This is a genomic window from Streptomyces sp. adm13(2018) (assembly GCF_008042145.1).
Taxonomy (GTDB): domain Bacteria; phylum Actinomycetota; class Actinomycetes; order Streptomycetales; family Streptomycetaceae; genus Streptomyces.
This window is the reverse complement of record NZ_RDBH01000129.1, coordinates 383428-395065: the sequence shown is the minus strand read 5'-3', so window position 1 is coordinate 395065 and position 11638 is coordinate 383428. Positions and strand designations below refer to the sequence as shown.

At 72.3% G+C, this 11638-nt stretch carries 9 protein-coding genes, 2 tRNA genes and 1 pseudogene; 3 read left to right on the top strand and 9 right to left on the bottom strand.

What is annotated here, in order from left to right:
• Positions 1-148: 148 nt before the first annotated feature.
• A complete protein-coding gene (locus tag EAO70_RS18455) occupies positions 149-1630 on the bottom strand; it encodes a glycoside hydrolase family 18 protein (protein WP_410091296.1) in 1482 nt (493 codons plus the stop codon).
• A gap of 297 nt (positions 1631-1927) precedes the next feature.
• Positions 1928-3001: an LLM class flavin-dependent oxidoreductase gene (locus EAO70_RS18450; RefSeq protein ID WP_148004021.1), complete on the bottom strand. Its 1074-nt coding sequence runs from the start codon at positions 2999-3001 to the stop codon at positions 1928-1930.
• Between the two features lie 445 nt (positions 3002-3446).
• Here EAO70_RS18450 and EAO70_RS18445 point away from each other — a divergent pair, with 445 nt between their 5' ends.
• Both EAO70_RS18445 and EAO70_RS18440 read left to right on the top strand, forming a co-directional pair.
• Positions 3447-4205, top strand: coding sequence for an IclR family transcriptional regulator (locus tag EAO70_RS18445; RefSeq protein WP_148004020.1), 759 nt, complete (start codon positions 3447-3449; stop codon positions 4203-4205).
• A gap of 143 nt (positions 4206-4348) precedes the next feature.
• Positions 4349-4422 (top strand) — tRNA-Lys (locus tag EAO70_RS18440).
• 79 nt (positions 4423-4501) lie between these two features.
• Here the strand turns inward: EAO70_RS18440 and EAO70_RS18435 are convergent.
• The 3 genes and pseudogenes from EAO70_RS18435 to EAO70_RS18425 form a co-directional block, all read right to left on the bottom strand.
• Positions 4502-5164: a response regulator gene (locus EAO70_RS18435; protein WP_148004019.1), complete on the bottom strand. Its 663-nt coding sequence runs from the start codon at positions 5162-5164 to the stop codon at positions 4502-4504.
• A pseudogene (locus tag EAO70_RS18430) lies at positions 5095-5814 on the bottom strand (sensor histidine kinase); the annotation flags it as partial. The pseudogene EAO70_RS18430 and the gene EAO70_RS18435, both read right to left, overlap by 70 nt.
• Before the next feature lie 236 nt (positions 5815-6050).
• On the bottom strand, positions 6051-7445 hold the full coding sequence (locus EAO70_RS18425; protein ID WP_148004018.1) for a peptidoglycan-binding protein: 1395 nt from the start codon (positions 7443-7445) through the stop codon (positions 6051-6053).
• Between the two features lie 184 nt (positions 7446-7629).
• Here EAO70_RS18425 and EAO70_RS18420 point away from each other — a divergent pair.
• A tRNA-Lys gene (locus tag EAO70_RS18420) sits at positions 7630-7703 on the top strand.
• An 81-nt stretch (positions 7704-7784) separates the two neighbouring features.
• Here the strand turns inward: EAO70_RS18420 and EAO70_RS18415 are convergent.
• The 4 genes from EAO70_RS18415 to EAO70_RS18400 all read right to left on the bottom strand — a co-directional run bounded on the left by EAO70_RS18415 (position 7785) and on the right by EAO70_RS18400 (position 11609).
• Complete coding sequence (locus tag EAO70_RS18415) at positions 7785-8456, bottom strand: class F sortase (RefSeq protein ID WP_402116377.1); 672 nt, start codon at positions 8454-8456, stop codon at positions 7785-7787.
• A complete protein-coding gene (locus EAO70_RS18410) occupies positions 8453-9139 on the bottom strand; it encodes a PT domain-containing protein (RefSeq protein WP_148004016.1) in 687 nt (228 codons plus the stop codon). The genes EAO70_RS18415 and EAO70_RS18410 overlap by 4 nt, the downstream gene beginning before the upstream one ends.
• Positions 9140-9213: 74 nt before the next feature.
• The gene (locus EAO70_RS18405) at positions 9214-9993 is read right to left on the bottom strand and encodes an HAD-IIA family hydrolase (protein WP_148004015.1); all 780 of its coding nucleotides are present in this window, start codon (positions 9991-9993) and stop codon (positions 9214-9216) included.
• A gap of 77 nt (positions 9994-10070) precedes the next feature.
• The gene (locus EAO70_RS18400; protein ID WP_148004014.1) at positions 10071-11609 is read right to left on the bottom strand and encodes an alkaline phosphatase family protein; all 1539 of its coding nucleotides are present in this window, start codon (positions 11607-11609) and stop codon (positions 10071-10073) included.
• Positions 11610-11638: the final 29 nt, after the last annotated feature.

Genomic DNA, 11638 nt, shown 5'->3' with positions numbered 1-11638 from the left:
GCTTCCCCGCCAACAAGCTGACCCTGGGCTACGAGTTCTACTACCGCGGCTGGAAGGGCGTCCCCGCCGGTTCCGCCAACGGCCTCGCGGGCACCGCGACCGGCGGCTCCAACGTCCGCCCGCTGAGCCAGCAGGCCGGCATCGCGCACTACAAGGAGCTCGGCGGCGTGGTGGGCGGGGTGGTGGGGCTGCCGAGCGCGGTGTTGATCTGCTTCAGCAGGGTGGCGTTCTCGTCCAGGCCGAGGAGCGAGTACATCATCGCGCCGCCGAGGCCGCGCTGCTTCGCGTAGTCCACCCGGGCCTGGATGGAGCGCTGGTTGAGGCCGGTGAAGAACTCGCCGTCCTTGTAGAAGTACGAGGCCTTCGCCTGGTCGTCCCAGAAGGTCGTCGCCGCGTTGTCGACGATGCCGCCGAGCTCCTTGTAGTGCGCGATGCCGGCCTGCTGGCTCAGCGGGCGGACGTTGGAGCCGCCGGTCGCGGTGCCCGCGAGGCCGTTGGCGGAACCGGCGGGGACGCCCTTCCAGCCGCGGTAGTAGAACTCGTAGCCCAGGGTCAGCTTGTTGGCGGGGAAGCCGCCGGCGATGCCGTAGGCGGGCTTGCCGTCGATCCAGGAGTCGATCGCGTTGTCGATCGAGTACTTCTCGGTGCCCGGGGCGATCGGGTCGGTCGGGTCGTTCGCGCCGGAGTAGAGCGGCGACTGGTGGTACGTCGGCCCGTCGCCGTCCCAGGCGCCGTGCATGTCGTACGTCATGATGTTGGCGTAGTCCAAGTACTGGCCGATCTTGTCGGTCTCGATGTACTTGATCTTGTCCTGGCCGGCCGGCATGGCGGCGGTCAGCATGTACTTCTTGCCGCCGTTGGCCGCGCCGTACGCGTCGAGCTGCTTGCGGAACTCGGCGAGGAGCAGCGTGAAGTTCTGCTTGTCCTCGGGGGCGTAGTGGTTGCCCAGGTGACCGCCGGAGGAGCCGGGGTACTCCCAGTCGATGTCGATGCCGTCGAAGATGCCGGCCGCCGTGCCCGCGCCTCCGTAGCCGCCCTCGACGGGCAGGTTGCCCTTGAGGTACTGGTCGATGCAGGAGGAGACGAGCTTCTTGCGGCTCGCGTCCGTCTTCGCCGCGTCGCTGAAGTACTTGGAGTAGGTCCAGCCGCCGAGCGAGATGTTGATCTTCAGGTGGGGGTACTTCGCCTTCAGTTCCTTGAACTGGTTGAAGACGCCCACGATCGGCTGGTCCCACTTGTCGGCGACGCCGTCGACGCTGTCCGCCGCGCTGAAGGACTTCTGGTAGTCGGCGTACGAGTCGCCCGCACCGTCACCCGCGTTGGGGTTGTTGTCGTCACCGGCGGCCTTGTTGGCCATGAAACAGGTGAGGTTGGTGGGGTGGATGTTGCCGAACGAGTAGTTGATGACGTCCAGCTGGCTCGCGATGCCCCGGGTGTCGAGGTGCTTGGGGTAGAACGCGTTGCCGTAGACGCTCCACTGGTCGTAGTACGCGATGCGCACACCGCCCGCAGCGGCCGCGGTGGAGGTGTCGGCCGCCTGGGCGGAGCCGAGGCCGACGGTCGCCGCGAGGGCGCCGGCGGCGAGTGCCGTGCTGAGGAGCGCGGCGATCAGGGGCTTACGGGGGTGCACGTGCGGCCTCCATCGGGGGGAGTGCGGGGGTGGTGCCGTACAGGAGCTGGAGCAGTGATAACCGGCACGTGAACAGTGAGTCAATGGTCTGAACCAGATTGAGGACTAGACCAATTGGCAGGAGAAAGGCCTCGTCAGAGCCCCGCAGCACAAAACGGAACCGCCCGCCACCATCGGTGACGAGCGGTTTAAGGTTCACTTAGGGGTGGCGCGGGGGTGGATCCGTGCAGGAACCAACCGCCTCCGGCGACCGGGGTTTTTACCCGGCCGACCCCCGGCCGGAGCGACGTCCGCGCCCTACTCCGCCGGCAGCTCGGGGAGTTCGTAGGCGTCCGCGATGAGCTCGTAGCTCCGCAGCCGCGCCTCGCCGCCGTGCCCGTTCGCCGTGATCATCAGCTCGTCCGCGCCCGTCCGCTTCCGCAGGTCGTCCAGGCCGGTGCGGACCTCGTCGGCGGTGCCGTACACGACGTTCGCCAGCCAGTCGTTCACGAACTCCCGCTCGGCGGGACTGAATCCGTACGCCTCCGCCTCCTCCGGCGTCGGGACGAGGCCGGGGCGGCCGGTGCGCAGCCGGAGCATCGCGAGGGCACCGGAGAGGACCTGGCGGTGGGCCTGCGCCGCCTCGTCGGCGGCGAGCGCCGAGACGCCGATCATCGCGTACGGCGCGTCGAGAACGGCGGAGGGCCGGAAGGACTCCCGGTAGAGGTCGAGCGCCGGGATCGTGTTCCTGGCCGAGAAGTGGTGGGCGAAGGCGAAGGGCAGCCCGAGCAGGCCGGCGAGCCGGGCGCTGAAGCCTGAGGAGCCGAGCAGCCAGATCGGCGGCCGGCCCTTCGGACCCTGGACCGGGCCGGGCACGGCGTGGATCCGGGCGTAGCGGTGGCCGTCCGGGAAGTCGTCGTCGAGGAACCGGGTCAGCTCGGCGAGCTGCTCCGGGAAGTCGTCCGCCCCCTCGTTCAGGGTGGCGGACCTGCGCAGGGCGGCGGCGGTGGCGCCGTCGGTGCCGGGCGCGCGCCCGAGGCCGAGGTCGATCCGGCCCGGGGCGAAGGCCTCCAGGGTGCCGAACTGCTCGGCGATGACCAGCGGGGCGTGGTTGGGCAGCATGACGCCGCCCGAGCCGAGGCGGATGCGCCGGGTGTGGGCGGCGAGGTGGGCGAGGATCACCGCCGGGGACGAGGAGGCCACGCCGGGCATGGAGTGGTGCTCGGCCACCCAGTGGCGGTGGAAGCCGCGCCGCTCGGCGAGCCTGCTCAGCTCGACGCTGGTGGCCAGCGCCTGGGTGGCGGTCCTGCCGCTGCCGACGGTGACCAGGTCCAGCACGGACAGCGGTACGGGCGCGGAGCCCCGCGCCTCTCCTCGAATTGCGTCGGTCACCTTCGGGACCCTCCTCGGCACCCGTGCGGATTCCCCTGGAATCGCACGGAATCATGGACGACTCGCCGCCGGCCCCGGAGTACCCGTGGACCGGCTCGGACCTCGGCACAACAGGAGGGTGTCTCCGTTTATTCCGGGAGGCCCGCCGATGGTTCTCGGCCATCGGACGGGGCCGGAAGGAGCCTGGAAGGGCCGCCACCGCGTCCGTTTCCCCATGAATCATCTCGGGACGACCCCGGGCCGGACGCTCCCGTGGACCCCCTCGGGCACCGCCCTGACCTGAGGCTCTACGGGAAATCCGTGACGGGGGCATATGCCAGCGGGGGCCGGGCCGGTGCAGGGGCCGGACGCTCCGCATCATTCTCGCCAACAGCCGCCCCGCAAAAGGCGCTTGGCGGCTATCGTGGTACGAAAGCTTGCGGTCACAACCTGGTAGGGGGAAACCGTGGCGCTGAAGCCCGAGCCCACCGCGCCGTTCCACTCGGTGCAATACGCCCTGCGCGTCCTCGAGACGGTCTCGCGGCACGGCGGCGGTGTGACGGACGTCCAGATCGCGCGGGAGTCCGGCCTGCCCGTCGCCCACCTGACCTCCCTGCTCCTCATGCTCCGCCGTGAGGGGTACGTCGAGCAGGTCGCCGACGGCGCGTACGTGATCGGGGACTCGCTCGTCCTCCTCGGCTCCGGCCTGACCCGGCGCGAGGCCCTGGAGGCGAAGCTCCAGGAGACCCTGACCGAGCTGCGCGACTCCGTCGGCGCTGCGGTCTACATCAGCCGGTACATCGACGGCGAGGTGAAGATCACCCAGTTCGCCGACGGTCCGCGCACGCCCAAGGTCAACGAATGGGTCGACTTCCGCTCGGCCGCGCACGCCAGCGCGGTCGGCAAGTGCCTGCTCACCCAGCTCGACCAGAACGGACGCCGGGACCACCTGTCCCGGCACAAGATCGCCCGGCTCACCTCCCGGACGATCACCAGCGAGCGACTCCTCTTCTCCAAGCTGGACAGCCAGCCGCCGACCGTCCCGGTGCTCGACCTCCAGGAGTACGCGGTGGGCACGGTCTGCGCGGCCGTACCGCTGACGGCGGGCTCCGCCGTGGGCTGCCTCGCGCTCTCCCTGCCGATCGAGCACGCCCACCGGCTCCGCTCGGCGGCGGACACGCTGAACCGGCGGGCGGCGCCGGTGGTCATGGCGCTGGCCATCTGACCCGGCCGTCCGAGCCGGCCGTCTGACCTGGCCGGACCCGGGAATCCCCGGCGGTCCGGGCCATTCGGGGGTCTCCTCGGCGCGGCCGCGCGGGGTGGTCATGAGCACCCCGCGGGACCGGGTAGTATTTTCTCTGTCAGCAGGCGCCGCTAGCTCAGTTGGTTAGAGCAGCTGACTCTTAATCAGCGGGTCCGGGGTTCGAGTCCCTGGCGGCGCACCGACGGAAGAAGCCCCTCGCGGAAGCGGGGGGCTTCTTCGTGTGCCGAGGGGCTCGGCGGGTCACCGCCCCCGGCCCCCTACGCCCGCAGATAGGTGAGGACGGCCAGGACGCGGCGGTGGGTGTCCTCCGCCGGCGGCAGGTCCAGCTTCGCCAGGATGTTGCCGATGTGCTTGCCGACGGCCGCCTCGGTCACCACCAGACGGCGGGCGATCGCGCCGTTCGACCGGCCCTCGGCGACCAGCCCCAGGACCTCGCGCTCGCGCGGGGTCAGCGCCTCCAGCGGGTCCCGGTGCCGGCGGAGCAGCTGCCGTACGACCTCGGGGTCGACGACCGTACCGCCGTCGGCGACCCGGGCCAGCGCGTCCAGGAACTCCTCCACCTGCCCGACCCGGTCCTTGAGCAGATAGCCGACGCCGGTGCCGTCGCCCGCGTCGAGGAGATCGGCGGCATAGCTGCGCTGCACGTACTGGCTGAGGACGAGGACCGGCAGCGCGGGCCGCTCGGCGCGGAGCGCGACCGCGGCGCGCAGCCCCTCGTCCTGGAAGCCGGGCGGCATCCGGACATCCGTCACGACGATGTCCGGCTCGTGGGCGGCGACGGCCTCGCGCAGGGCGTCAGCCTCGCCGACGGCGGCCACCACCTCGTGGCCGAAGCGGGCCAGCAGCCCGATCAGTCCCTCCCGGAGGAGGACGCCGTCCTCGGCGAGGACGACGCGGAGCGGGCGCTCGGTACGGCGCATGGGATCTCCACTCGGAGGAGGGTCGGCCCGCCCGGCGGGCTCGTGATCGTCAGGGTGCCGTCGAGGACGGCGATCCGGTCGGCCAGCCCGGTCAGGCCGGTGCCCCGGGCCGGGTCGGCGGCGCCGCGGCCGTCGTCCTCGACGTCGATGCGGAGGACGCCGTCCGTGTGCCGGGCGGTGATCCGGGCCCGGGCGGCGCCGCTGTGCCGGCCGATGTTGGCGAGGGCCTCGCAGCCCGCGAAGTAGCCGGCGCTCTCGACCGGCTCCGGCAGCCGGGGCAGCTCGACGTCCGTGGTGACCGGCACCGCCGACCGGTCGGCGGCGTCGACGAGGGCCGGGCCGAGACCGTAGTCGGCGAGGACCTGCGGACGGATGCCGTGGATCAGCTCGCGCAGCTCCGTGAGGACCTGCCCGGCCTCCGCCTGGGCCTTCGCGAGCTGGTCGGCGAGCGGTCCGCCCGGCGGGGCGTCGAGACGGGCGAGGCCGAGGGTCATCATGAGGGCCACCAGGCGCTGCTGGGCGCCGTCGTGCAGATCGCGCTCGATACGGCGGCGCTCCGCCTCGAAGGCGTCGACGAGCCGGGCGCGCGAGGCGATGACCTCGCCGATCGCCCCCTGCGAGGCGGGGTCGCGGGGGGTGAGCAGGGCGCGGGTGCTCCCGCGCACGTCCCCTCCCCAGGGCGCACCCCCGGGCACCCCGCTGCTCCGCCGGCTCCCGGCGGAGCAGCGGGGTGCCCGGGGGTGCGCCCTGGGGAGGGGACGTGCGCGGGAGCGTGCCGTCCGTCAGGCGGCGGGCCGTGCGGGCCGCGTCACGTGAGGCCGCCGCGCCGGAATCCGCGGGGTTCGGGGTCGATGCCGTCATTCGGGTCCACCTCATGCTCTCGGGGTCATCGGAACAAGCGCCGCCAGGTCTCCGGGCCCGGGTAGCCGTCGGCGGCCGCGCCGCGCCAGCCCTGCGCCCGCTGGAACGCCTCGACGTTGCGGCGGTCCGCCTCCGTCCAGCGCGGACCGGGTCCCGACAGGTAGTGCTTGCCGAAGCCCCGCTTCACCAGTTGTTTGCCCAGCTTCTCCACATATGCGTTGGATTGGCCCGGACGGAAGGAGCCACGCCCGGGAAACGCCGTCGCATTCGCGCTCGACCCGCTCGAACCACTCGAACCGCCGATGCTCCGGCCCTTGCCGGTCACCAGGAGCTCCCAGGTGTCCGGGCCGGGCAGACCGTCCGCCTCCCCGCCCTTCCAGCCCTGCGCCAGCTGGAACGCCTGGGTCGCGCGCCGGTCGGCCTCGCCCCACTTCGGGCCGGGTCCCCGGCTGTAGTACTTCTTGCCGCCGCGGTCGACGAGGAGCCGGCCGAGCCGGGTGACGTGCGCGTTGTCGGCGCCGGGTCCGAACATCGCCGCGCCGGGATACGGGGTGACCGCGGCGGCCGGGCCGCCGGCGCTGCCGGAGCCGGCGCCGGCGCCGGCGCCGGCGACGGCCTTGTAGCGGTAGGCCACGTACCGGTCGGAGTTCGCCCAGTACGCCAGCGGCGTCTGCTGCCTCCGCGTCCGCGGCCTGGTCTGCTCGTAGGCGACGTAGGAGGTGTGGGTGTAGTCGCTCCAGCCGCCGAAGATCGTGACGTGCGAGCCGCGCGTCGGGTTCGCCGGGTTGTGGAAGAGCAGGATGTCGCCGGGCTGGAGCTCGGTGCGGTCGATGCGGTCGGCGAAGCGGTCGAGGCTGCCGGTCCACTCGTTGCTGCGGAGGTTCCAGGCCATCGAGATGTAGCCGGAGCAGTCCTGGCGGTAGCCGTCCGACCAGTACTTCTCCATGGAGTACGGGACCTGGGCGGTCACCCACAGCTTGGCGCGGTTGATGATGTCGGCGCGGCTCGTCGTCCGGAGCGTGCCGGTGGAGATCTGACCGGTCGTCGGGTTGACGCCGGGGACGGCCTGACCGCCGGGGCCGGGAGCACCGTGCAGCGGTTCCCGGCCGCCCTGCGGGGTGTCGGGCTGGGGGAACGCGCCCCGCACGGACGCGTCCGCCGGCTCGGTCGGCCCGGCCGCTTCCGCCGCGTCGGCGGGGCCCGCGGGCGGCGGGACGGTGGTCGCGGTGGCGGCCCCGCCGCCGCCGAGCGCCACGCCCGCGGCCGTCACCAGGACCAGGGCGCGGCGCGCGCCGTGCGCGGCCGGGTGGCCGCCCGCCCGGACCGGCAGGCCGAGCGCGAGGTCGCGCCGCTGCCGGGCGCAGCCCGGACAGCCGCAGTCGGCCGCGGGTTCGAACTCCTCGAAAACCGGCACGCTCATGCGATTCCCCTCCACACTCGTCAAGATCTTTTGGCCCTTGGATGTGGGCGCCAGTGTCTCAACTGTCTGGACAAATCGCATTTTGACGGATCGAAGGCCTGATACGACCATCCGACAGGCCGGCGGTGACCGTAATTGGTCAGGAGCACACGCGGACGTCGGGTAGAGTTCTCTCTGTCAGCAGGCGCCGCTAGCTCAGTTGGTTAGAGCAGCTGACTCTTAATCAGCGGGTCCGGGGTTCGAGTCCCTGGCGGCGCACGCGAAGTCAAGACCCCCTCACCGACGGTGAGGGGGTCTTGATCGTTTCTGACGTGACCGGGGCTACCGGAGCTGCCGGGGCTATCGCGTGGCCGAGGTCAGATAGGCCGAGACCACCACGTTCGCCGTGTAGGCGTTCGCCGCCCGGTCGAACGTACCGCCGCAGGTGATCAGCCGGAGCTCCGCCCGGCGGGGGTCCCTCGCCCCGTAGACCTCGCTCGCGTCGAAGCGCTCCCGCGGGTACACCTGGACGTCATCGACGGTGAACTCGGCGACCGATCCGTCCGTACGGGTGACGCGGACCTTCGCGCCCGCGCGGGCCGCGCTCAGGCCGTAGAAGACGGCCGGGCGGGTCTCGGTGTCGACGTGGCCGACGAGGAGGGCCGGGCCCGCGGCGCCCGGCCGGGTGCCGGCGCCGAACCAGCCGACCGTGTGCGGCATCTCGTACGGCGGCGGGTCGATCGCCCCCGTGGCGTCCAGGCCCCGCGCCACGACCGGCGCGTCGATGCCGAGGGAGGGGACCTCGACCCGGCGCGGCGCGACGGGGTCCAGCGGTTCCCTGGCCGGGGGCAGGGCCGCGCCGAAGGGGCGGCCGACCGCGGCGATGTCCCCGGTGGTCGGCGCGGAGCCGCCCCCGGGTCCCTCGGTGACCTCCCGGCCCCAGAGCCAGAGCCCGAGCAGCAGCAGCGCCCAGGCCACGCCGGTGACGAGTCGCCCGGTGCCCGCCGGGCGGGAGCCGGACGCCACCGTCACTCCGTGCCCGAACCCGTACCCGTACCGGTGTCCGTGTCGGCGGTCCCGCGGCGGGAGCTGCGGAACGCGACCGCCACGGCGGCGACGGCGGCCAGGCCGAGGCCCAGCAGGGTGTACGGGGTGCCGAGGCCGCTCTCGCTGGTGGTCTGGGCGACGCCGGGCGCGGCCGGGGCGGCGAAGGCGGCCGTGCCGCCGCCGCCCGCGCGGACCGGGGCGACCGGGCTCGCGTGAGGGGTCGGCTCATGCGTCGGCTCGTACGTGGGCCGGTACGTCGGCTTCCACGTCGGCTCGTGCGTGGGCCTGCGGGTCGGCTCGTGCGTCGGCTTCCGGCGCTCGACGCGCACGCTGCCGGCGTCCGGGTGGACGTGGCCGTCGCAGGTCACGCTGACCTTGTACGTACCGTTCTCCAGCCGGGTCCTGACCGTGGTGTCGCCGAACAGCGGGGCGCCGCCGCCGTCCCGCCCGGTGAGCTCCGCGTCGGCGACGAACGCCGGGGACTTCGCGGCACCCCTCGTGCCCTTGCAGCCCTGGACGCGGATGTCGATGTCCGCGCCGGGCGAGGCGGTGGACGGGGTGACGGTGACCTTCACCCCGTCGTGGGCGTACGCGCCGCCGGCCGCGGGAGCCAGTACGAGCACGAGGGCCGCCCCTGCGGCACCGAGAGCGATGGAACCTGAACGCATCGTGACCTCCTGCATACAGGCAGGGTCACCCGGATCGGGACTCTCCGCATCCGCAGGGCGCCGGCGAGCGGCCGTCACACGCGGTCGACGATGTCCGCGATCGACTTGACGATCTTGGAGGGGCGGAACGGGAAGCGGTCGATCTCCGCCTGCGAGGTCAGACCGGTCAGCACCAGGAAGGTCTGCATGCCCGCCTCCAGGCCCGCCAGGATGTCGGTGTCCATCCGGTCGCCGATCATGGCGCTGGTCTCGGAGTGGGCGCCGATCGCGTTCAGGCCGGTGCGCATCATGAGCGGGTTCGGCTTGCCCGCGAAGTACGGGTCCTTGCCGGTGGCCTTCGTGATGAGCGCGGCGACCGAGCCGGTGGCGGGCAGCGGGCCCTCCAGGGACGGGCCGGTCTCGTCGGGGTTGGTGCAGATGAAGCGGGCGCCGGCGTTGATGAGCCGGACGGCCTTGGTCATCGCCTCGAAGGAGTACGTACGGGTCTCGCCGAGCACCACGTAGTCCGGGTCGTGGTCGGTGAGGACGTACCCGATGTCGTGCAGGGCGGTGGTCAGGCCGGCCTCGCCGATGACGTACGCGGTGCCGCCGGGGCGCTGGTCGTCGAGGAACTTGGCGGTGGCGAGGGCCGAGGTCCAGATGTTCTCGACGGGGACCTCCAGACCCATCCGGGCGAGCCGGGCGTGCAGGTCGCGGGCCGTGTAGATCGAGTTGTTCGTGAGGACCAGGAAGGGCTTCCCGGTCTCCCGCAGCTTCCTGATGAACGCGTCGGCGCCGGGGATCGGTACGCCCTCGTGGATGAGGACGCCGTCCATGTCGGTCAGCCAGGATTCGATCGGCTTGCGCTCTGCCATGGGTGCGGGACTCCTGCCGTGCGAAATGCGGTGTGCTGGGGCGCCGCGACAGCGCTGTGGCGACGCCCCCAGCCTAGTCAGGAAGCCGTGACCCTGACCCCGTCGATCACCCAGTACCAGTTGTTGGCGCCGGTGTAGCGGAAGCGGAAGCCCACGGTGGACGCGCCGGCCGGGACGGCGACCGTGAGGGACTGCGGCTGCGAGATCACGTCGGCGGTGTAGCTCTTCACGACGGTCGGGGTGCCGCCGTTGAAGACGGCCTGGACCTGGGCGGTCTGGGCGCCCTCCTGGCGGTAGAGGGTGGTGAAGTCCAGGGTGACCCGGCTCTTCCCCGAGACGGCGTACGCCGGGGTCACCAGCGTCGAGTCGTACGTCCCCGAGAACGCCTTGTCGGCCCACTCGTCGGAGTCGGCGACGGCGAAGACGCCGCGGGCCCGTACGTTCAGCTCGCGGGACTGGTCGCGCTGGGTGCGGGACCAGAACTCGTCGGTGGCGAAGGACCAGCCGCGCCACTCGGTCATGCCGCCGGTGCCCATGGCGTTGTCGATGACGGACCAGCCGCTGGGCGCGGTGCGGGTGAAGCCGAGGACGCCGGCGGGGATGCCGGTCTCGTCGACGCGCCCGGTCAGCGAGCCCTGGAGGGTGTCGAAGGGGTCGGTGGAGCGTTCCTGGATCGGCTTGCCGTCGAGGCCCCAGGACGCGGCGGGGGTGATGCCGAGCTGGCGGAAGACGGTGGCGGCGACGTCGACGAGCCGGGTGTCGAGGGGGCGGGCGCCGGCGGCGATGCCGGGTCCCTGGGCGAGGACGAAGGTGCGGCGCTCCTCGATGGAGGAGCCGCCGTGGCCGCCGCCGTCGGTGTGGCCGTGGTCGGTGGTGACGATGACGGTCCAGCGTTCGGTGGCGTACGCCGGGCGGGCCTTGATCGCGGCGAGGAGGCGGCCGAGGTAGCCGTCCTGGACGTCGATGGCGTCGAGGTACCTGGGGCTGGCGGCGCCGTGGTTGTGGCCGATCTCGTCGGTCTCGCCGAAGTAGACGAAGAGGACGTCGGGGTTCTGGTTGCGCAGGACGTCCTCGGTGATGTCGGTGATCACCTTGTCGTTGACGACGTAGTCGTTGTTGTACACGAGCTTGGCGTCGGCGCCGGGGGTGACGGTGCCGTGGGTGTCGAGCTCGGGCCAGTCGACGGCGGCGAAGAGCGAGAGGCCGGGGCGGACCTGGTTCAGGCGGGCGAGGAAGCCGGGGTACTGGCCGTAGTTCTTGCCGGTGAAGGTGTTGTCCTTCACGCCGTGCTTGTCGGGCCAGACGCCGGTGGAGACGGTGGACCAGCCGGGGCCCGAGGAGGTCGCCGCCATCGGGTTGGCGTAGAGCAGGGAGCGGCCGTAGGTGCCGTTCGCCATCAGGGACTTGAGGTGCGGCGCCTTGGCCGCGTCGATCCGGTCGTGACGCAGTCCGTCCATGCCGACGACGAGCACCTTGTCCTTGCTGGTGCCGTCGGGGAGCGTGGGCGCGGCGGCGGCCCGGGCCGTGGGGGCGGTGGCGAGGCCGGTGGCGGCGACGGCCGCGGTGGCACCGGCGGCGGCGAGCACGGTGCGGCGGGGGATGCCGGTGATCGGCATGTCGGAGTCCTCCGTGGGCGGGGTCGAGT